The organism is Citrobacter sp. 50677481, assembly GCF_001463265.1.
Lineage (GTDB): Bacteria > Pseudomonadota > Gammaproteobacteria > Enterobacterales > Enterobacteriaceae > Citrobacter_A > Citrobacter_A sedlakii.
Genome location: NZ_LNHZ01000048.1, coordinates 71,150 through 93,382, shown reverse-complemented (window position 1 = coordinate 93,382; position 22,233 = coordinate 71,150). Strand labels below are relative to the sequence as shown.

17 protein-coding genes are annotated in these 22,233 nt (G+C 54.7%); 5 read left to right on the top strand and 12 right to left on the bottom strand.

Annotation, left to right across the window (positions count from 1 at the left end; all coding sequences use genetic code 11):
• Positions 1–9: 9 nt before the first annotated feature.
• From nuoH to lrhA, 8 genes are all read right to left on the bottom strand, one after another.
• Entirely contained in the window at positions 10–987 is a 978-nt protein-coding gene (gene nuoH / locus APU02_RS11975; RefSeq protein WP_042290675.1) for an NADH-quinone oxidoreductase subunit NuoH, read from the bottom strand.
• Positions 984–3,710, bottom strand: a complete 2,727-nt coding sequence (gene nuoG, locus APU02_RS11970) for an NADH-quinone oxidoreductase subunit NuoG (protein ID WP_060570110.1) — start codon at positions 3,708–3,710, stop codon at positions 984–986. The genes nuoH and nuoG overlap by 4 nt, the downstream gene beginning before the upstream one ends.
• A gap of 29 nt (positions 3,711–3,739) precedes the next feature.
• Complete coding sequence (gene nuoF, locus APU02_RS11965) at positions 3,740–5,077, bottom strand: NADH-quinone oxidoreductase subunit NuoF (RefSeq protein WP_060570109.1); 1,338 nt, start codon at positions 5,075–5,077, stop codon at positions 3,740–3,742.
• Positions 5,074–5,574: an NADH-quinone oxidoreductase subunit NuoE gene (gene nuoE, locus APU02_RS11960; RefSeq protein WP_012131493.1), complete on the bottom strand. Its 501-nt coding sequence runs from the start codon at positions 5,572–5,574 to the stop codon at positions 5,074–5,076. The genes nuoF and nuoE overlap by 4 nt, the downstream gene beginning before the upstream one ends.
• Positions 5,575–5,576: 2 nt before the next feature.
• Positions 5,577–7,379, bottom strand: a complete 1,803-nt coding sequence (gene nuoC, locus APU02_RS11955) for an NADH-quinone oxidoreductase subunit C/D (protein WP_082636826.1) — start codon at positions 7,377–7,379, stop codon at positions 5,577–5,579.
• Positions 7,380–7,505: 126 nt separating this feature from the next.
• The gene (nuoB, locus tag APU02_RS11950) at positions 7,506–8,168 is read right to left on the bottom strand and encodes an NADH-quinone oxidoreductase subunit NuoB (RefSeq protein WP_003028075.1); all 663 of its coding nucleotides are present in this window, start codon (positions 8,166–8,168) and stop codon (positions 7,506–7,508) included.
• Positions 8,169–8,183: 15 nt separating this feature from the next.
• On the bottom strand, positions 8,184–8,627 hold the full coding sequence (gene nuoA / locus APU02_RS11945) for an NADH-quinone oxidoreductase subunit NuoA (protein WP_042317806.1): 444 nt from the start codon (positions 8,625–8,627) through the stop codon (positions 8,184–8,186).
• Positions 8,628–9,254: 627 nt separating this feature from the next.
• On the bottom strand, positions 9,255–10,193 hold the full coding sequence (gene lrhA / locus APU02_RS11940) for a transcriptional regulator LrhA (RefSeq protein ID WP_042290686.1): 939 nt from the start codon (positions 10,191–10,193) through the stop codon (positions 9,255–9,257).
• A 926-nt stretch (positions 10,194–11,119) separates the two neighbouring features.
• Between lrhA and alaA the strand changes: the two genes are divergently transcribed.
• A complete protein-coding gene (alaA, locus tag APU02_RS11935) occupies positions 11,120–12,337 on the top strand; it encodes an alanine transaminase AlaA (protein WP_042290688.1) in 1,218 nt (405 codons plus the stop codon).
• A gap of 100 nt (positions 12,338–12,437) precedes the next feature.
• Positions 12,438–13,037 (top strand): 5'-deoxynucleotidase, encoded by a 600-nt coding sequence (yfbR, locus tag APU02_RS11930; protein ID WP_042290691.1) that lies wholly within the window; start codon positions 12,438–12,440, stop codon positions 13,035–13,037.
• A 53-nt stretch (positions 13,038–13,090) separates the two neighbouring features.
• On the opposite strand, the gene APU02_RS11925 is transcribed toward yfbR, so the two are convergent.
• The 4 genes from APU02_RS11925 to yfbV all read right to left on the bottom strand — a co-directional run bounded on the left by APU02_RS11925 (position 13,091) and on the right by yfbV (position 16,712).
• Positions 13,091–14,923, bottom strand: coding sequence for an SLC13 family permease (locus APU02_RS11925; RefSeq protein WP_042290694.1), 1,833 nt, complete (start codon positions 14,921–14,923; stop codon positions 13,091–13,093).
• A 76-nt stretch (positions 14,924–14,999) separates the two neighbouring features.
• Complete coding sequence (locus APU02_RS11920; RefSeq protein ID WP_060570108.1) at positions 15,000–15,659, bottom strand: sugar phosphatase; 660 nt, start codon at positions 15,657–15,659, stop codon at positions 15,000–15,002.
• Positions 15,660–15,669: 10 nt separating this feature from the next.
• The gene (locus APU02_RS11915) at positions 15,670–16,164 is read right to left on the bottom strand and encodes a YfbU family protein (RefSeq protein WP_060570107.1); all 495 of its coding nucleotides are present in this window, start codon (positions 16,162–16,164) and stop codon (positions 15,670–15,672) included.
• A 92-nt stretch (positions 16,165–16,256) separates the two neighbouring features.
• Positions 16,257–16,712: a terminus macrodomain insulation protein YfbV gene (yfbV, locus tag APU02_RS11910; RefSeq protein ID WP_042290699.1), complete on the bottom strand. Its 456-nt coding sequence runs from the start codon at positions 16,710–16,712 to the stop codon at positions 16,257–16,259.
• Between the two features lie 339 nt (positions 16,713–17,051).
• On the opposite strand from yfbV, the gene ackA reads away from it, so the two are divergent.
• The 3 genes from ackA (at position 17,052) to yfcC (ending at position 22,204) form a co-directional block, all read left to right on the top strand.
• Complete coding sequence (ackA, locus tag APU02_RS11905; protein ID WP_042290701.1) at positions 17,052–18,254, top strand: acetate kinase; 1,203 nt, start codon at positions 17,052–17,054, stop codon at positions 18,252–18,254.
• 78 nt (positions 18,255–18,332) lie between these two features.
• Positions 18,333–20,474 (top strand): phosphate acetyltransferase, encoded by a 2,142-nt coding sequence (pta, locus tag APU02_RS11900; RefSeq protein WP_042290703.1) that lies wholly within the window; start codon positions 18,333–18,335, stop codon positions 20,472–20,474.
• 203 nt (positions 20,475–20,677) lie between these two features.
• A complete protein-coding gene (gene yfcC / locus APU02_RS11895; RefSeq protein WP_060570106.1) occupies positions 20,678–22,204 on the top strand; it encodes a putative basic amino acid antiporter YfcC in 1,527 nt (508 codons plus the stop codon).
• Positions 22,205–22,233: the final 29 nt, after the last annotated feature.

The window sequence follows — 22,233 nt, the reverse complement described above, 5'->3', positions numbered from 1 at the left end:
TAGTGCCCCTTATTGCGCCTGCCAGAGAATGACAGCCGCCGTTACCAGCAAGTTGATGAGCGTCAGCGGCAGGCAGATTTTCCAGCCGAAGGACATTACCTGGTCATAACGCGGACGCGGTAACGACGCACGAATCAAAATGAACATCATCATGAAGAACGCGGTTTTCAGCGCGAACCAGATGAATGGCGGTAAGAACGGGCCTTGCCAGCCGCCGAAGAACAGGGTAACCATCAGCGCGGAAATGGTGACGATACCGATGTACTCCCCCACAAAGAACAGACCGAATTTCATACCGGAATATTCAATGTGGTAACCGTCGGCCAGTTCCTGTTCGGCTTCCGGTTGGTCAAACGGGTGACGGTGACACACTGCCACGCCCGCGATAGCGAAGGTGACAAAACCAAAGAACTGCGGGATAACGTTCCAGATGTCAGCCTGGTTGTTCACAATGTCGGTCATGTTGAACGATCCGGCCTGCGCCACCACGCCCATCAGGGACAGTCCGAGGAACACTTCATAGCTCAGCGTTTGCGCAGAGGCGCGCATCGCGCCGAGCAGCGAGTATTTGTTATTGCTCGACCAACCGGCGAACAACACCGCGTACACCGCCAGACCCGCCATCATCAGGAAAAACAGGATGCCGATGTTCAGGTCCGCAACCACCCAACCCGGGCTAACCGGCACAATCGCAAAGGCCAGCAGCAGCGAGGTAAAGGCGATCATTGGCGCCAGCGTAAAGATGACGCGATCCGAGAATTTCGGGATCCAGTCCTCTTTAAAGAACATCTTGATCATGTCCGCCACCAGCTGGAGCGAACCGCCCCAGCCGACGCGGTTTGGTCCATAACGGTTCTGGAACAGACCCAGCAGGCGACGTTCGCCAAAGCTCATGAAGGCCCCGCAGGTCACCACGACCAGCAGGATCACCACCGCTTTGAGGATAGTCAGCAGGATATCGATCAGATCCGGTGTAATCCAACTCATTGTTGTGCCTCCTGCAGATCCTCAAGATGCGCACCGGCCAGCACTGGCGCAATGCCTGGCATACCCATCGGCAGACCGACCTGCCCTGCCGTTAACCCTTCCGCGATTTCAACCGGCAGCGTTACCGTGTTGCCATCGTAGCTAAAGGAGACGCGGGTACCGGCATTGACGCCCAGCTTCGCGGCATCGGCCGGGTTGAGCTTGATGTACGGCTGCGGCATCCGGCTCTGGAACACCGGCGCACGCTGGGACAGCTCGTCGCTACCAAACAGATGGTAGTACGGCGCGATACGCCACTGACCGTCCTGCGGCTGGAAGCTCGCCGGAACGGTGGTGAAATAATCCAGCCCCCCTTCGGACGCTTCAATCAAACGCACGCCCGGATCGCCATGACGCAGTTTACCGCCCACTTCATCCTGGAACTTGTTCCACGCCTGTGGCGAGTTCCAGCCTGGCGCCCAGGCAAACGGAATCTGTGAACGCGGCGCCGACGGCTGGTTGTTCCCCTCCATTGAGAAGGCGAACATGGTGTCTTTATCCTGCGGCTGACGTGGCTCATGCACGCTGATATTGGCGCGCATCGCGGTACGACCGCTATAGCGGTGCGGTTCACGGGCCAGTTTCTGACCGCGAATGCGGAAAGAAGCATCCGGCGCGGCGTCTTTAATACCGGCCAGCTCTGGCATCGCGGCCACGACGGCGTCAATGACGTGGTCAAGCTGCGTCCAGTCAACCTGGCGGTTCTGCACGGTGCTGTGCAGCGAGTGTAGCCAGCGCCAGCTTTCCAGCATCACGGCGTTGCTGTCATAGTACGCCGGGTCATAAACCTGGAAGAAACGCTGTGCGCGGCCTTCGTTGTTAATGACCGTACCGTCGCTTTCAGCAAAGCTGGCGGCGGAAAGGACCAGATGGGCGTTTTCCATGATCGCGGTGCGTTGATGGTCAACCACCATCACCAGCGGCGCTTTTGCCAGCGCAGCGTTAACGCGGGTGGCGGAAGCATGACGATGCAGATCGTTTTCCAGCACCACGACAGCGTCAGCACGCCCGGTTTCCAGCTCGGTCAGCGCGTCGTCAAGCGAACCCCCGCCCATAATGCCGAGACCCATACTGTTTACGGAACGGGCAATCATGGTGATACCGACATCCGCGCCGCGACCTTTCAGCGCTTTCGCGACGTTAGCCGCCGCCTGGATCACGTCACTGCTCCCGGCGTTGGTGCCAGAGATAATCAGGGGTTTTTTCGCGCCAGCCAGAGCCTGAACAATCACGTCGATTTTGCTTTTCAGGTCGCTGCTCAGACCGTCCACCGCAGGCGCGGCGGCGTCGAGCGCATGGGCGATGGCAAAGCCCAAACGCGCCTGGTCTTCTACCGGCGCGCGGTAGGTCCATGCGGCAATATCGTCCAGACGGGTGTTGTCGACGTTGGTGACGAACAGCGGATGTTTAGCGCGCTGGCCAATGTTAAGGATTGCCGCAATCTGCCAGTCAGCCACTTTCTGCGCCGCCGCCATTTCACGCGCTTTCCCTTTCACCGCCTGACGAACCGCCAGCGCAACGCGCGCGCCGGTCTGGGTGATGTCTTCACCGAGCACCAGCACGGCGTCGTAAGATTCAATATCGCGCAGCGCAGGGGTATGAACGCCGCTTTCACGCAGCACTTTTAGCGCCAGTTGCAGACGTTCTTGTTCCGACTGCGCGATTCCGGTGTAGAAGTTTTCCGCACCAACCAACTCACGCAGCGCAAAGTTGCTTTCCACGCTGGCGCGCGGAGACCCGATCCCAATGACTTTCTTCGACTGACGTAGAATATCCGCCGCGCCCTGCATGGCCTGTTCGGCATTGAGGGTAATCAGATCGTTTCCACGACGCTGTACCGGCTGACGCGGACGATCTTTCAGATTGACGTAGCCATAGCCGAAACGACCGCGGTCGCAGAGGAAATAGTGGTTCACGGTACCGTTGTAACGGTTTTCGATACGGCGGAGTTCGCCGTAGCGTTCACCCGGGCTGGTGTTACAACCAATAGAGCACTGCTGGCAGATGCTCGGGGCAAACTGCATATCCCATTTACGGTTATAACGCTCGGAGTGCGTTTTATCGGTAAAGACGCCGGTCGGACAGATTTCCACCAGGTTGCCGGAGAACTCGCTTTCCAGTACGCCATCTTCCGGGCGACCAAAGTAGACGTTGTCGTGCGCGCCATACACGCCCAGATCCGTACCGTCCGCATAGTCTTTGTAGTAACGAACACAGCGATAGCAGGCGATGCAGCGGTTCATTTCGTGAGAGATGAACGGCCCCAGATCCTGGTTACGGTGCGTACGTTTAGTGAAACGGTAACGACGGAAGCTGTGGCCGGTCATCACGGTCATATCCTGAAGGTGGCAGTTCCCCCCTTCCTCACAGACCGGACAGTCGTGCGGGTGGTTGGTCATTAACCACTCCACCACGCTTTCGCGGAACTGTTTCGCTTCTTCGTCGTCAATAGAAATAAAGGTGCCGTCGGAGGCCGGTGTCATACAGGACATGACCAGGCGACCACGCGTGTCTTCCGCGTTCTGGTATTGCTTCACCGCACACTGGCGGCAAGCACCGACGCTTCCCAGCGCCGGGTGCCAGCAAAAGTACGGAATATCAAGGCCGAGAGACAGACACGCTTCAAGCAGGTTGTCCGCTCCGTTCACCTCATATTCTTTGCCGTCTACATGAATCGTAGCCATTAGCATGCTTCCAAATTAAAAAATTTAACTCACCAGCGCTCTTTCAGCAGGTTCGGCTGAATACCACCAATTCCGTGGGTATTGCTGAACGGCTGCTTGATGCCAGCTTCGAATTCTTCGCGGAAATATTTAATTGCGCTCTGCAGCGGTTCCACCGCGCCCGGTGCGTGTGCACAGAAGGTTTTACCCGGGCCCAGGAACCGACACAGTTGCTCAAGCGTCTCGATATCCCCCGGCTGGCCTTCGCCACGCTCCAGTGCGCGCAGAATTTTTACGCTCCACGGTAACCCATCGCGACACGGCGTACACCAGCCGCAGGACTCACGGGCAAAGAACTCTTCCAGGTTGCGCACCAGCGACACCATGCCAATTTTATGGTCCACCGCCATCGCCAGCGCCGTCCCCAGACGGCTGCCTGCTTTACCGATACTTTCGAACTCCATCGGCAGGTCGAGATGCGCTTCGGTCAGGAAGTCAGTTCCCGCGCCGCCAGGCTGCCAGGCTTTGAATTTCAGGCCATCGCGCATACCGCCCGCATAATCCTCAAGGATCTCACGCGCGGTAGTGCCAAACGGCAGTTCCCACAGGCCTGGATTTTTCACGCGTCCGGAAAAGCCCATCAGCTTGGTGCCAGCGTCTTTGCTCTTCGAAATGTTCTGATACCACTCGACGCCGTTAGCGAGAATCGCCGGGACGTTACACAGCGTTTCAACGTTGTTCACGCAGGTCGGCTTGCCCCAGACGCCAGAGGTCGCCGGGAATGGCGGCTTGGAACGCGGGTTCGCGCGGCGGCCTTCGAGGGAGTTAATCAGCGCGGTCTCTTCACCGCAGATGTAGCGCCCTGCCCCGGTGTGCACAAACAGTTCGAAGTCAAAACCGGTGCCCATGATATTTTTGCCGAGCAGACCGGCTTCGGTTGCTTCGGCAATGGCGCGACGCAGGTGAACCGCCGCTTCAATATATTCACCGCGCAGGAAGATGTAGCCACGGTACGCTTTCAGCGCAAACGCGGAGATCAGCATGCCTTCCACCAACAGGTGCGGCAGTTGTTCCATCAGCAGACGGTCTTTATAGGTGCCCGGCTCCATTTCGTCAGCGTTACACAGCAGGTAACGGATGTTCATGGATTCGTCTTTCGGCATCAGGCTCCATTTCAGGCCGGTAGAAAAGCCCGCGCCGCCGCGCCCCTTCAGGCCAGCGTCTTTCACCTGGTTGACGATCTCGTCCGGAGACAGACCGGTCAGCGCCTTACGCGCGCCTTCGTAACCGTTTTTGCTACGGTATTCGTCCAGCCAAACCGGCTGTTTATCATCACGCAGACGCCAGGTCAGCGGATGCGTTTCGGGAGTACGGATAATGTTTTTCATTTATACCGCTCCAGCAGTTCTGGAATCGCTTCCGGGGTCAGATGGCTGTGAGTGTCCTCATCAATCATCATGTTCGGCCCTTTATCGCAGTTCCCCAGGCAACAGGTCGGCAGCAGGGTGAAGCGACCATCGAACGTGGTTTGCCCCGGCTTGATGTTGAGTTTTTTCTCCAGCGCCGCCTGGATCCCCTGGTAACCGGTAATGTGGCATACCACGCTGTCGCAATAGCGGATCACGTGTCGGCCAACCGGCTGGCGGAAGATCTGGCTGTAAAACGTCGCCACGCCTTCGACATCGCTCGCCGGGATCCCCAGTACGTCGGCGATCGCGTAGATCGCGCCGTCCGGCACCCAGCCACGCTGTTTCTGGACGATTTTCAGCGCTTCAATGGACGCCGCACGCGGGTCTTCGTAGTGGTGCTTTTCGTGCTCAATCGCCTCACGCTCTGCCGCACTCAGCTCAAAAGCCTCGGTTTGTGGTTGTTGATTCTCGTGCATAATTAGCGGTCCACATCTGACATAACAAAATCGATACTACCCAGATGGACGATCAGGTCGGACACTAGGCTGCCGCGTACCGCCACCGGGATCTGCTGCAGGTGCGCATAGCTCGGGGTACGGATACGGGTACGATAGCTCATGGTGCTGCCATCGCTGGTCAGGTAATAACTGTTAATACCTTTGGTCGCTTCGATCATCTGGAAAGATTCATTCGCTGGCATGACCGGTCCCCAGGACACCTGCAGGAAGTGGGTGATCAGGGTTTCGATATGCTGCAGCGTGCGCTCTTTCGGCGGCGGCGTTGTCAGCGGATGATCCGCTTTGAACGGGCCTTCCGGCATGTTATTGAGACACTGCTCAAGGATACGCAGGCTCTGGCGCAACTCTTCCACTTTCAGCATTACGCGGGTATAGCAGTCGGAGACCCCGCCGCCCACCGGCACTTCAAAGTCGAAGTTTTCATAGCCAGAGTACGGACGCGCTTTACGCACATCGAAATCGATACCGGTGGCGCGCAGGGCAGCGCCCGTACAGCCCCAGTCCAGCGCCTCTTTCGCCCCATAGGCGGCAACGCCCTGGGAACGGCCTTTCAGAATGGTGTTACGCAGCGCGGCTTTTTCGTACGAGGCCAGGCGCTTCGGCATCCAGTCAAGGAATTCACGCAGCAGTTTTTCCCACCCGCGCGGCAGATCGTGCGCAACGCCGCCGATGCGGAACCACGCCGGATGCATGCGGTAACCGGTGATCGCTTCAACCACGTCATAGATTTTCTGACGATCGGTAAAGGCAAAGAAGACCGGCGTCATTGCGCCGACGTCCTGAATAAACGTCGAGATATACAGCAGATGGCTGTTAATGCGGAACAGCTCTGAGAGCATCACACGGATCACATTGACGCGATCCGGCACGGTGATGCCCGCCAGTTTTTCTACCGCCAGCACGTAAGGCATTTCGTTGACGCAGCCGCCGAGGTATTCGATACGATCGGTATACGGAATGTAGCTGTGCCAGGACTGGCGTTCGCCCATTTTTTCAGCGCCACGGTGGTGGTAGCCGATGTCCGGCACGCAGTCGACGATCTCTTCACCGTCGAGTTGCAGAACGATACGGAAAGCACCGTGAGAAGACGGGTGGTTTGGACCGAGGTTGAGGAACATGAAGTCCTCGTTTTCGGTACCACGCTGCATGCCCCAGTCTTCCGGTTTGAAGGTCAGCGCTTCCATCTCCAGATCCTGTTTCGCTTTGGTCAGCTCAAACGGATCGAATTCGGTGGCGCGCGCCGGGTAATCTTTACGCAGCGGGTGCCCTTGCCAGGTCGGCGGCATCAGCAGACGTGTCAGGTGTGGGTGACCGTCAAACTCAATACCAAACATGTCCCAGGTTTCACGCTCGTACCAGTTCGCGTTCGGGAACACTTTGGTAAATGTCGGCACGTGCAGGTCGTTTTCAGACAAGGCCACCTTGAGCATGATGTCGCGGTTGCGTTCAATGGAAATCAGGTGGTAGAAAACGGAAAAATCCGCGGCGGGTAACCCTTCGCGGTGCGTGCGCAGACGTTCGTCCATGCCGTGTAAGTCAAACAGCATGACGTAAGGTTTCGGCAGTTTCTTTAAGAAATCACCCACTTCCAGTAATTGTTCACGCTTGATCCAAACAACGGGTACCCCGGTGCGAGTCGCCTGAACGGTAAAGGCATCCGGCCCAAAACGGTTGCGCAGTTCGCCAATGACCGGGTCATCAAGGTGGTCCCGGGTCTGCCATACGGCGTCTTGCGCGGTTAAGTCGGTCATATTGTTCACCATTGCAAATGGTCCGTGGTGACTGTCGACAGAGCTTCGCGCGATTTATCCACTCATCTTTCAGACCTGAACGATTTTGTGTCTATCTAATAATTAGCGAAGTCATACGCTGCTGCCGACAGGCGCAAATTAAATCTCGTCTGGTGTACGCAGATTGGTTACTGCAATGCGTTCGCCGCGCTTACGCTCGCGCTCTGACTGCATGTTGGCGCGATAAACGCCCTGATCGCCCACCACCCAGGAGAGCGGACGGCGCTCTTTGCCGATCGAATCCTGTAACAGCATTAACGCCTGCATGTACGCTTCCGGACGAGGCGGGCAACCCGGGATGTAAACATCCACAGGGATAAATTTGTCGACCCCCTGCACAACCGAATAAATATCGTACATACCGCCGGAGTTAGCGCATGCGCCCATGGAGATCACCCATTTCGGCTCCAGCATCTGGTCATAAAGGCGCTGAATCACCGGTGCCATTTTGGTAAAGCAGGTGCCTGCCACTACCATCAGGTCAGCCTGACGCGGCGACGCACGCAATACTTCCGCGCCAAAACGCGCCACGTCATGCACGGCGGTAAACGAGGTCACCATTTCAACGTAGCAGCAGGAAAGGCCGAAGTTGTACGGCCAAATAGAGTTTTTACGCCCCCAGTTAACCATGTCATGCAGTTTGCCCATGAACACGTTTTTGTTGACTTCTTGCTCCAGGGGGTCGGTTACGATCTCCTGTTTTTGCAGGGGGTAACGGTCATTCTCACCGTTAGGATCTATGCGGGTGAGCGTATAATCCATCTTAATGCCTCGCGGTTAGCGTTGACGATTAGCGATACTGTTCGTTTCCGGGTTCATACGCTCGCGGCGTGAACGCGCGGGCGTCCAGTCCAGCGCGCCAATACGCACCAGATAAACCAGACCTGCCAGTAACACAAAAATAAAAATTGCGGCTTCCACAAAGCCAACCCAGCCGCTTTCGCGAATAGAAGTTGACCATGCGAACAGATACAGCGCTTCAACGTCGAAGATAACGAAGAACATGGCCACCAGATAAAACTTGGCGGACAGGCGTAAGCGGGCGGTGCCGACCGAGTCGATACCTGATTCAAACGGGGTGTTTTTTGACCTCGCGCGTGCGCGACCGCCTAAAAACCAACCGCCGATGAGCATCAGGCAGCACAGGCCAATGGCAACAATAAGAAAGATAGCGAATGCCCAGTGATGAGCGATGACTTCAGTGGATGTTGACATACTCATTGCTTACTCATCAAAAGTAGCGCCAAATTCTCTGCTCTTATCGGCAGATGAACGCCACATCGATTCATGGGGAGGAATAAAAAAAACCTTACAATCACTGTAGAAAATCGTTTTACACAGCCAATTGATGGGGTTTTTTACTCCTTTCTATAACCTTTTGTCAACTTTAACAAAAGTTTCCTCACATTAATTTACATGACCACAACAACCTTAACATTTAATGCGTTTTAGCGCCGTGTCGATCGACTCACTGCCTAAAATCGCGGTTGTTGAATCGTGTCCGTAGTGAGGTAAAGGAAAAAAGCGCGCCTATTTTGACAGGAATTAGGGCAAATGCCTTCCCCTAAAAGGGAGTATTTTCTTGATCTGTGACACGCTTTTGTTAATTCACCATAAAAAACAGCAACAATTTCTCGCTTTTTTTAACATGCAAAAACAGCGGTTCGGTTTTAGCGTGTTTTTTGCGCAATGGTTAAGCGTGATTTCTACTCGCTGATTTTTGAGGAATTTTGCCCTTTTTCTCCTGCCCGTTAACGATATTAGTACAAAAAAAGAACCACTGGATGTTTTTTCATCATCAGTGGCTCTTTTTTACAAACACAATTTTTAACCGTTGAACGCAAAGCGTTACTCGAAATCCCCTTCGACCAGCACCGAGTCATCTCCCCCTTCCGGGGTAATCGAACTGTATTGCCAGGGATTTTGCCAGGAATCCATCGCCTGAAAGATAACCTGCGCCAGCTCATTCTGACTGGCCGGATCGCGACAGAGCAGATACTCGGTGTCGGGCAGCGGCGGTAAACCGTCCACGGCGCCAAGCACACGCAGATCCGGGCTCATCATTTCAACCGGACGCGCCGTTACGCCAAGACCGGCCTTCACCGCCGCGCGAACCGCCGGCAGCGTAGAGGCCACATAAGCCAGACGCCAGGGAATGTTCGCGGCGTTCAGGGTCTTTAGCACCACGTCGCGAAAAGGGCTGGGATCGTCCAGTAGCACCAGCGGTACCGGTTCGCCTTTTTGCAACACATATTCCGCCGCGCAATACCAGTGGGTAGGTGAAGTGCGTAACGTCAGAAAGTCCACAGAAGTGGGACGATTGGTGGTCACGATCAGATCGACTTCCTGCGATTGCAGCATGTCGACGACATAGGCATTACGCTTCACCCTGACATCCAGCGCTAATTTCGGATAAACCGAACTAATGCGATTCAGAAGAAAAGGCAGAATGGTGTCGGCAGATTCATCAGAGGCGCCGATTGTTAATACCCCCTGAAGATTGCTGAACATCAAAGATGAGCACGCCTCATCGTTGAAACGTAAGATTTTCCGGGCATAACCCAGAAGCTGAATGCCGTGTTCCGTCAACAGTTTGTTACGACCGTGACGAGCGAAAAGTTCTTTCCCTACGAGTTGCTCAAGACGCTGCATCTGCTGGCTCACCGCCGACTGCGTACGACACACCGCAGCAGCTGCTGCTGCAAAAGTGTTCAGATCGGCAACAGCAACAAATGTTCTCAGCAGATCGAGGTCGAGGTTAATTATCGGACGATTTGCGTTTATCATAATTTTTCACTTACTGGCGGCTCATTTTGAGCTCGTTAATGCTGTGCATACAAAAACAAGCAATTCCTTTTGTAATGCGCTTCCTTAGCAGGATATCCCGATGTAACAGGGTGAAAGTAAATATGTATATCATGTGACGGGTGAAATGCTACTCCCTTTCTTCAGTAATAATACCTGACGCAATTTCTCAGGATATTTCATCAAGAACGGCCTCACCTATTAAGTGAACGCGGATTTCTACCCGAGCTGATGCCAAAATGGTAAGAACAAGAAAAGAGCCGAGCATACATCAACGAGAAATAAGCATATATGGCAGTAAGTTAGCCACATTTATCCGTCCTGAATATTAGCAAATAATGCGGACCGCACGTCATTCGTCCCTTGTATCTTAACCTAAAACCACTTTATTTATAAGCCTTAATGCGAATAATCTGATGCAAAGATTTGTTAGGTTCGGCAAACTACCTCATTAATAATAACGCGTTACGTAAAGCCTTTTTAAATATTAAATAATAATTAATATGAATTGGAGGCAATCATAAACCTTGCTTAACATTAGTTTTACAGCTAACGGTATCACCCGCTGGCCATAAACACGCTTCAGGATTAATCGTTCACTATTTACGAATTATGCAAATAACAGAGACGCAACGTTTTTCCTCTTCACGCCGTCGCGTTATTTTTCAGACAACAGAATCAGCCCCATAACAGCCAACAATTTAGCTTGTAAAACCACATACAAATAAAAATTCAGAATATAAAACCACAAAAACAGGTAATTCCAGTCATTGGCAGTAGATTCTCACTTCACAATTTTGCAAAATCTTCTTCTGCAAAGCCTTCAAAACGCACCGCTGGGGGAGTACATTGTTTCAAGCTGACTTCCACGGCAGGGAGTGGCGATAACAGCTTAAAGGTCAAGATTCATGTCCCCCATAGAAAAATCCAGCAAATTAGATAATGTCTGTTACGACATCCGCGGTCCGGTTCTGAAAGAAGCGAAACGTCTTGAAGAAGAAGGCAATAAGGTTCTTAAACTGAACATTGGCAACCCCGCCCCTTTTGGTTTTGACGCGCCCGATGAAATTCTGGTCGACGTGATCCGCAATTTGCCTACCGCACAGGGCTATTCCGACTCAAAAGGCCTTTACTCCGCGCGTAAAGCCATCATGCAGCATTATCAGGCGCGCGGGATGCGTGACGTTACTGTTGAAGATATCTACATCGGTAACGGCGTCTCTGAATTGATTGTTCAGGCGATGCAGGCGCTGCTGAATAGCGGGGATGAAATGCTGGTGCCCGCGCCGGATTATCCGCTGTGGACGGCGGCGGTCGCGCTCTCCGGCGGTAACGCCGTGCATTATCTTTGTGATGAATCTTCTGACTGGTTCCCGGATCTTGACGACATCCGCGCGAAAATCACCCCGCGCACCCGAGGCATCGTCATCATTAACCCAAACAACCCCACCGGCGCTGTCTATTCGAAAGCGTTGTTGATGGAGATCGTCGAGATCGCCCGCCAGAACAACCTGATCATTTTTGCCGATGAGATCTACGACAAAATTCTCTATGACGATGCAGAGCATCACTCCATTGCCGCCATGGCGCCGGATCTGCTGACTGTCACCTTTAACGGCCTGTCCAAAACCTACCGCGTTGCCGGTTTCCGTCAGGGCTGGATGGTGCTCAACGGGCCGAAAAAGCACGCTAAAGGGTACATTGAAGGACTGGAAATGCTGGCCTCGATGCGTCTTTGCGCCAACGTTCCGGCCCAGCACGCCATTCAAACCGCGCTGGGCGGTTATCAGAGCATCAGCGAATTTATCATGCCCGGTGGTCGTCTTTATGAGCAGCGCAACCGCGCATGGGAACTGATCAACGACATTCCAGGCGTCTCCTGCGTGAAGCCGCGCGGCGCGCTGTACATGTTCCCGAAAATCGACGCAAAACGTTTCAATATTCATGACGACCAAAAAATGGTGCTCGATTTCCTGCTGCAGGAAAAAGTGCTGCTGGTGCAGGGGACCGCATTTAACTGGCCGTGGCCGGATCACGTGCGTATTGTCACCCTACCGCGCATCGATGACATCGAAATGTCGCTAAATAAATTTGCCCGCTTCCTGTCAGGTTATCACCAGCTGTAATCCGCCCGGGCCGGATGCAATGCCTCGTTGAAGAGTATTTGCATCCGCCCCCTTTCTCTGCACACAATGACGTTCAGGTTGTTAACTCGAAAAGGTCGCTATGAAGCAGAGTCATTTTTTTGCCCACCTCTCCCGCCTCAAACTTATTAACCGCTGGCCTTTGATGCGCAATGTGCGTACGGAAAACGTCTCTGAGCACAGTCTACAGGTCGCGATGGTGGCGCATGCGCTGGCGGCGATCAAAAATCGCAAATTTGCCGGTCAGGTGAATGCCGAACGTATTGCGCTGCTGGCGATGTACCATGATGCGTCAGAGGTACTCACTGGCGATCTGCCGACGCCGGTTAAATATTTCAACTCGCAGATTGCGCAGGAATATAAAGCCATTGAAAAAATTGCCCAGCAGAAACTGGTGGATATGGTGCCCGACGAATTGCGGGATATCTTCGCGCCGCTGATTGACGAACACGCTTACAGCGATGAAGAAAAATCGATAGTTAAGCAGGCCGACGCCCTTTGCGCCTACCTGAAATGTCTGGAAGAACTGTCGGCGGGAAATAATGAGTTTCTGCTGGCGAAAACGCGGCTGGAAAAAACGCTTGCGTCCCGTCGCAGCCCGGAAATGGATTATTTTATGGCGGTCTTCGTGCCGAGTTTCCATTTGTCGCTGGATGAGATCAGTCAGGATTCACCGTTGTAAGGTTTGCCGGATGGCGCGGTTATTGACCGCCATCCGGCATGACGGGCTTGCGGTTAAAACGGGAACAGCATGGGGATCATCACCACGCACACCGCCATAACGATAACGGTAAACGGTACGCCGAGCTTCACGAAATCGCTGAAGCTATAGTTCCCCGGTCCTAACACCAGCGTGTTGACCGGCGAAGAGACCGGCGTCATAAATGCCGCGGATGCCGCCATCGCCACCACCATCGCAAACGGATAGGGTGATACGCCCATTGATTTCGCCGCTGCCAGCGCGATAGGCGCCATCAGCACCGCGGTTGCCGTATTCGAGATAAACAGGCCAATGGTGGCGCACAGTACAAACAAGCAGCCCAACATCATATACGGCCCGTAGCCGCCGCCCACGTCCATCAATCCTTTCACCACCAGATCGACGCCGCCGGTTTTTTGCAGCGCCAGCGCGAAAGGCATCATGCCGACAATCAGGATAATGCTTGGCCAGTGAATCGCTTTATAGGCGCTTTCGGCGTCAATACAGCGAAATTTGCCCATCAGCAGACAGGCGATAATCGCCGCGATGGGGTTCGGGATTTCATCGGTCAGCATCAGTGCGACCATCAGCACCAGACAGAAAATAGCGTGCGGCGCCTGGCTGTGCGCGGGCGATGCTTCGCTCACCTCTTCCGGCAGGTTCAGCGCCACAAAGTCTCGTCCCTGCTTTGCCAGCATCCCGATCAGTTTCCAGTTACCGACCACCAGAATAATGTCGCCCATCAGCAGCGGTTCGTCGACCAGCGATCCTTCGATTGCCACGCCGTCACGCTTCAGGCCAACCACGTTCAGCCCATAGCGGGTACGAAAGCCGATCTCTCGTACCGACTTGCCGATCAGCTCCGATTCTGGAATCAGCGAGATCTCCGCCATGCCAACGTCCAGCGCCTGATCGGAGAAATATTCGCCGCGCAGCACCATCGGCTCCAGAAGTTGTTCACTACAGAACTCCCGCAGATCGACATCGGCGGCGGACATATCAATTAACAAAACGTCACGCGCACGAAATTCAGATACCCCATTGACGTTGACGATCACCCGGCGAAAACGCCGCCAACGCTCGACGCCAATCACGTTAGCGCCGTAGCGTTCGCGCAGTTTGAGATCGTCAAGGCGCTGACCAATCATCGGCGACCCGGGGCGGATCGCCAGCCGGCGCGCTCGCCCGGTCAGACGGTACTCTTTGATCAGATCGCGGAAGGTGCGGCGTTTCCAGCCATCACGCTGCTGCGCCTGTGGATCGCCTTTCAGCATGAAGCGCATCAGCAGCATATAGAAAATACCCAGTACCAAGACCACCAGCCCGATGGGGGTGACGCTGAAAAAACTGAATCCGCTAAACCCTTCACGCAGAAGTTCGCTGTTCACCACCAGGTTTGGCGGCGTCGCCACCAGCGTCATCATGCCGCTGATAAGCCCGGCAAAACTGAGCGGCATCATCAGGCGCGACGGCGAGGTTTGCATACGCATGGAGACGCTTAACACCACCGGGATAAAAATGGCAACCACTCCGGTGGAACTCATAAAGGCGCCCAGCCCGGCCACGGTCAGCATCAATAGCACCAGCATTTTGATTTCGCTGCTGCCAGCCATTTTAACCAGCCAGGTGCCCATAACAGTGGCGACGCCGGTACGCACCAGCCCGTCGCCGATAATAAACAGCGCGGCAATCAACACCACGTTCGGATCGCTAAAGCCAGAAAAGGCTTCGCTGAGGGTCAGCGTTCCACTCAAAACAAACGCCACGATGACCAGCAAAGCAACCGCGTCCATACGCACTCTGCCCGTCGCAAATAACACTACGGCAATAGCCAGTAATGAAAGAACCCAAATCAATTCACCGTTCACAACCTATCCTTGTCAGATGAGAAGATGGCATGATTCTGCCATAAAAAAGCCCCGACAAGCCGGGGCGAAATCATGATCAGGTATTGCTGAGTACAACCACATTGCCCTTCGGCTGTTTCGTCACCGAAAGCTGCTCGAGGCTGGTCAGCGCAAAATCGACGTCCGCCAGACGTGGGGTGTCTACCGGAGCATTAACGGCGATAACATGGCAGCCAGCCGCTAAGCCCGATAACACGCCCGCAGGCGCGTCTTCCACCACCGCACATTCATGGGGCGCCAGGCCCAACAGCTGCGCGCCCAGCAGATAGGCGTCCGGTTCCGGCTTGCCGCGTTTGACACGCTCGGCGGTCACAAAAACCTCCGGTGCGGGGAGCCCTGCCACCTGATGGCGGGCGCGGGCAACGGGCATAGAGCCAGAGGTGACAATCGCCCACGGGATCCCGGATTTATTCAGATGGTTGAGCAAGGCAATCGCCCCCGGCAGCGCAGTGATGCCGGCCGTTTCCGTGGCTTCAATTTGCTCCAGACGCGTAAACTCAGCGGCGATTTCCGCTTCAGGCTTACCTGCCATAAAATGACGCAGCGAGGTAATCGCCTGCTTGCCATGAATAAAACCGAGCACCTCATCGTGCGCCAGGCCAAAACGATCGGCCCAGTTACACCATGCTCGCTCGACGGCGGGGAGTGAATCGACCAGCGTTCCATCCAGATCAAACAGAAAGCCTTTACACTGCACGTGTACCTCCTCAGCCGTTGATAATTTGATTAATTTCGTTGGCGCTCAGGTGGTATTGACGCGGGCAGGCGTGCCATGCGCTCAGCATGCGCTGGTACTTCTCCCACATGGGGGTTTGCGCGTTGAAGCCGTGCGTGCCGGCGTCAAAATGGGTATAGCGTCCTTCGACATTGACCATAAAACGAACATAGCCGAGGTAACGCGCCTCTGTGGCGGCGTCGAAGCCGAGGAAGGTCACGCGACGTTCGTCGATGCTTTGCGCATCTTTCAGGTTAGCCCAGGAAACATGCAGCGCGTGGTACATCTCCATGATGTCGATCACCGTGCGGCAGGTCTCTTCTTTAAGCTCGCCAAACTCGCGATCCAGTTCGCGCATTTGCAGGCCATAACCGCGTTCAATAATGGTTTGCAGGCGACGATAACGCTCGGCGTTGGTCGGGTCGAGCATGGTCATCATTTTGTACTGGTTAGACAAAATAAGACGTTGAGCGTTGGTCATTTCCATTTGGGACTCCTGTATCACTCTACTGCGGTGAAAAAAGTGAAAAAAAAGAAGGCATCAATATGCCTTCTTTTATATGCGTAATCCGGGGTCAATTACAAATCATCAAGGAAAGTTTTATCCAGTTGTTTGAAGGCGCGCTTAAGCGTGTCAGCCAGCGCCTGGTAGTCCGGCTTGCCTTCAACCGGGGCCAGCGCCTGTCCGGCTTCCTGTAATTTGCCCCTGACTTCGTAAAACCAGTTCAAAATTGTGGGCGGTAGCGGCGTGACGGAACGTTTACCCAGCCACCACAGCCCCTGCATGGGTAAACTGAGCGCGAACAGCGCGGTGGCGACGGCCGGTCCCAATTGACCGCCGAGGGCGATTTGCCAGCACAGGGTAAAAACGGCAATCGGCGGCATAAAGCGGATGGCGTAGCGGGTCATCCGAATAACGCGATTCTCCACAAAGACGGGCGCAAGGCGCTTTTCCATCGGCCACGTCTTCGAGTAGTGCTGCCCCCGGCGAAAAAGGCTGAAAAAATTTACGGAGCGGTGATCCGGCGTCGACATGGCTTACCTCAACTTCACATATAAAAATTCAAAAAATTGTGCAAAACAACAACTATGAGGGACAACGTTCAAAACATTTTGTCATTGCTACCCACTATCAGGTATCCTGTAGCGGCCTGTCATTGGCCTGTAGTCCAAAAGTATTGAGTCGTCAAATTGACATATAGTATGCCATTGGCTGAAAAATACGCAAAATGGCATAGACTCATAGGTATTTCTTCCATCATGCCAAAAAAGACAACTGCGCATGATGTTAATCATAAATGTCAGCGTCACACTGCGCTACGCTCTATGGCTCCCTGACGTTTTTTTAGCCACGTATCAATAATAGGTACTTCCATGTCGAGTAAGTTAGTACTGGTTCTGAACTGCGGTAGCTCCTCACTGAAATTTGCAATCATCGATGCAGTTAATGGTGAAGAATACCTTTCTGGTTTAGCCGAATGTTTCCATCTTCCAGAAGCCCGTATCAAATGGAAAATGGACGGCAGTAAACAAGAAGCGGCTTTAGGCGCAGGCGCCGCTCACAGTGAAGCGCTGAACTTTATCGTTAATACTATTCTGGCACAAAAACCAGAACTGTCTGCGCAGTTGACTGCAATCGGTCACCGTATCGTACACGGCGGCGAGAAGTACACCAGCTCCGTCGTTATTGATGACTCCGTGATTCAGGGTATCAAAGATTCCGCCTCTTTTGCACCGCTGCATAACCCGGCCCACCTGATCGGTATCGCCGAAGCACTGAAATCCTTCCCGCAGCTGAAAGACAAGAACGTCGCCGTGTTTGACACCGCGTTCCACCAAACGATGCCGGAAGAATCTTACCTGTATGCCCTGCCGTACAGCCTGTACAAAGAACACGGCGTTCGTCGTTATGGCGCACACGGCACCAGCCACTTCTTCGTGACTCAGGAAGCGGCAAAAATGCTGAACAAGCCGGTTGAAGAACTGAACATCATCACCTGCCACCTGGGCAACGGCGGTTCCGTTTCCGCTATCCGTAACGGCAAGTGCGTTGATACCTCTATGGGTCTGACTCCGCTGGAAGGTCTGGTGATGGGTACCCGTTCCGGCGATATCGATCCGGCGATTATCTTCCACCTGCACGACACCCTGGGCATGAGCGTTGACCAGATCAACAAGATGCTGACCAAAGAGTCCGGCCTGCTGGGTCTGACCGAAGTGACCAGCGATTGCCGTTATGTCGAAGACAACTACGCGACCAAAGAAGACGCCAAGCGCGCGATGGACGTTTACTGCCACCGCCTGGCGAAATACATCGGCTCCTACACCGCGCTGATGGAAGGTCGTCTGGACGCTGTCGTGTTCACCGGGGGCATTGGTGAAAACGCCGCGATGGTTCGCGAACTGTCTCTGGGCAAACTGGGCGTGCTGGGCTTTGAAGTCGATCACGAACGTAACCTGGCCGCACGCTTCGGTAAATCTGGCTTCATCAACAAAGAAGGCACCCGTCCTGCAGTGGTGATCCCAACCAACGAAGAACTGGTTATCGCGCAAGACGCGAGCCGTCTGACTGCCTGATACCACACCGCCAGCCACCATGCTGGCGGTGCTGTTTTGTCACCCGCCGATGTCGGCGGTAACGAAAGAGGATAAATCGTGTCCCGAATTATTATGCTGATCCCTACCGGAACCAGCGTCGGCCTGACCAGCGTCAGCCTCGGCGTCATCCGTGCTATGGAACGCAAAGGCGTTCGTCTGAGCGTCTTTAAGCCCATCGCTCAGCCGCGTGCTGGCGGCGATGCGCCAGACCAGACCACCACTATCGTTCGCGCGAACTCCAATCTGCCAGCGGCTGAACCGTTGAAGATGAGCCACGTTGAATCTCTGCTTTCCAGCAATCAGAAAGATGTGCTGATGGAAGAGATCATCGCGAACTACCACGCGAACACCAAAGACGCGGAAGTCGTGCTGGTTGAAGGTCTGGTTCCGACCCGTAAACACCAGTTCGCGCAGTCTCTGAACTACGAAATCGCAAAAACGCTGAACGCGGAAATCGTTTTCGTCATGTCTCAGGGTACCGACACCCCGGAACAGCTGAACGAGCGTATCGAACTGACGCGCAGCAGCTTCGGCGGCGCTAAAAACACCAACATCACGGGCGTTATCGTTAATAAACTGAACGCGCCGGTGGATGAACAGGGCCGTACCCGTCCGGACCTGTCCGAGATTTTTGACGACTCTTCCAAAGCGCAGGTGATCAAAGTTGATCCGGCTAAACTGCAAGAATCCAGCCCGCTGCCGGTTCTGGGCGCGGTGCCGTGGAGCTTTGATCTGATCGCCACCCGTGCGATCGACATGGCGCGTCACCTGAACGCGACCATCGTCAACGAAGGCGATATCAACACCCGTCGCGTGAAATCTGTGACCTTCTGCGCGCGCAGCATTCCGCACATGCTGGAGCACTTCCGCGCCGGTTCTCTGCTGGTCACATCCGCAGACCGTCCTGACGTGCTGGTTGCCGCCTGCCTGGCCGCGATGAACGGCGTGGAAATCGGCGCCCTGCTGCTGACCGGCGGCTACGAAATGGACGCGCGCATTTCTAAACTGTGCGAGCGCGCATTTGCGACCGGCCTGCCGGTATTCATGGTGAACACCAATACCTGGCAGACCTCCCTGAGCCTGCAGAGCTTCAACCTGGAAGTGCCGGTTGACGATCACGAGCGCATCGAGAAAGTTCAGGAGTACGTGGCTAACTACATCAACGCTGACTGGATTGACTCTCTGACCGCGACTTCCGAGCGTAGCCGCCGTCTGTCTCCGCCGGCGTTCCGCTATCAGCTGACCGAACTGGCGCGTAAAGCCGGTAAGCGTGTGGTCCTGCCGGAAGGCGACGAGCCGCGTACCGTGAAAGCGGCGGCGATCTGCGCTGAACGCGGTATCGCAACCTGCGTACTGTTAGGTAACCCGGATGAAATCAACCGCGTTGCCGCTTCTCAGGGCGTTGAGCTGGGTGCCGGCATTGAAATCGTTGACCCGGAAGTGGTTCGCGAAAGCTATGTCGCTCGTCTGGTCGAACTGCGTAAGAGCAAAGGCATGACCGAAACCGTTGCCCGCGAACAGCTGGAAGACAACGTGGTGCTCGGTACGCTGATGCTGGAGCAGGATGAAGTTGACGGTCTGGTGTCCGGTGCGGTTCACACCACCGCGAACACTATCCGTCCGCCTCTGCAGCTGATCAAAACCGCACCGGGTAGCTCCCTGGTTTCTTCCGTGTTCTTTATGCTGCTGCCGGAACAGGTATATGTTTACGGCGACTGCGCGATCAACCCGGATCCGACCGCTGAGCAACTGGCTGAGATCGCCATTCAGTCCGCTGAATCGGCAATTGCTTTCGGTATCGAACCGCGCGTGGCGATGCTCTCCTACTCTACCGGTACCTCTGGTGCAGGTAGCGACGTAGAGAAAGTCCGTGAAGCGACCCGCATTGCGCAGGAAAAACGTCCTGACCTGATGATCGACGGTCCGCTGCAGTACGACGCGGCGGTAATGGCTGACGTGGCGAAATCCAAAGCGCCGAACTCCCCGGTTGCCGGTCGCGCTACCGTGTTTATCTTCCCGGATCTGAACACGGGTAACACCACCTACAAAGCGGTACAGCGTTCAGCCGACCTGATCTCCATCGGGCCGATGCTGCAGGGTATGCGCAAGCCGGTGAACGACTTGTCTCGTGGCGCGCTGGTAGACGATATCGTCTACACTATCGCACTGACCGCGATTCAGTCTTCCCAGCAGGGCTAATCGCTTTCCCCCTCTCGCCACTTAAGCGAGTAACGGGGCTCATACCGTCCGGATGTGCAAGCATCCGGATTTTTTTTGCCTAAAAATCCCCCACTGTGCGGTAGCAAATTCTGAAACCGGCATAAAAAACGCGCTTACAAATTGCATTTATATTCATCAAAATGCATACTTATTCCATTAAAACGCTACATGGAAGGTATGCTATGTCCTCGGTTTCATCCTCTCACCCCACGCAACGCAGAAAATTCGCTATGCCCGATACGCTGGTGATCATTTTTTTCGTGGCGATTTTTACCAGCCTCCTGACTTGGCTGATCCCAGCCGGGCAATTTGACACGCAGAAAATTCACTATCAGGTGGAAGGCGTTGAGAAAAGCCGCCAGGTTGTCGATCCTGCGTCGTTTCGCATCGTGACCGACGCGTCAGGTGAAGCGCAGTATAACCGGGTACAGTTCTTCTCGACCGGCGACGCCGGAGCGGGACTCATGAACTTTCCCTTTGAAGGGCTCACGGCAGGCGATAAATACGGTTCCGCCATTGGTATTATCATGTTTATGCTGGTGATTGGCGGCGCTTTTGGCATCGTCATGCGCACAGGCACCATCGATAACGGTATCCTCGCGCTAATTAACCGGACCAAAGGCAATGAAATCCTGTTCATACCGGTGCTGTTTATGCTCTTTTCCCTCGGTGGCGCAGTGTTCGGTATGGGAGAAGAGGCGGTCGCCTTCGCTATTATCATCGCCCCGCTGATGGTTTGCTTAGGGTATGACAGTATTACCACGGTACTGGTGACCTATGTCGCAACCCAGGTCGGCTTCGCCACGTCATGGATGAACCCGTTCAGCGTGGTCATTGCGCAGGGGATTGCCGGTGTTCCCGTACTTTCCGGCTCGGGGCTGCGCATTATCATCTGGCTGCTGGCGACACTGCTGGCGATGGCCTTCACGCTGCTTTACGCGTCACGGATCCGTAAATCGCCGGAGCGCTCTGCCTGCTGGCAGTCTGACCGTTTTTTCCGCGAACAGCAGCAGCAGATTACACAGCGCAAGCTGGGCGCGGGAGACTGGCTGGTATTAGCGATCCTAACCGCCGCTATCGGCTGGGTGATATGGGGCGTTATCGTCCACGCCTGGTTTATTCCTGAAATCGCCAGTCAGTTCTTCACGATGGGCATCGTTATCGGCCTGATCGGCGTGGTGTTTCGTCTCAACGGCATGACGCTAAACGATATGGCGAACGCCTTCACCGAAGGGGCGAAAATCATGATTGCCCCCGCGCTGCTGGTCGGCTTCGCCAAAGGCATTATGCTGTTGCTGGGTAACGGCGACGCCAGCACGCCGAGCGTGTTGAATACTCTCCTTAACGCTATCGCTGGCGGCATTGGCGAGCTGCACACCGCGGTCGCCGCCTGGTTTATGCTGCTGTTCCAGACGCTGTTCAACTTCTTCGTCACCTCGGGTTCAGGCCAGGCGGCGCTGACCATGCCGCTGATGGCTCCGCTCAGCGATCTGGTCGGCGTTAATCGCCAGGTAGCCGTGCTGGCGTTTCAGTTAGGCGACGGGTTCAGCAATATTATTTACCCTACCTCGGCATCGTTAATGGCGACGCTTGGCGTTTGCCGGGTCGATTTCCGCAGTTGGATTAAGCCCGCGCTGGCCCTGGCTGGTCTGCTGTTTGCCTTCTCCAGCGTGCTGGTGGTTGGCGCGCAGATCATGGGCTACCAGTAACGAAACATGCCGGATGGCGCTGTCGTCAT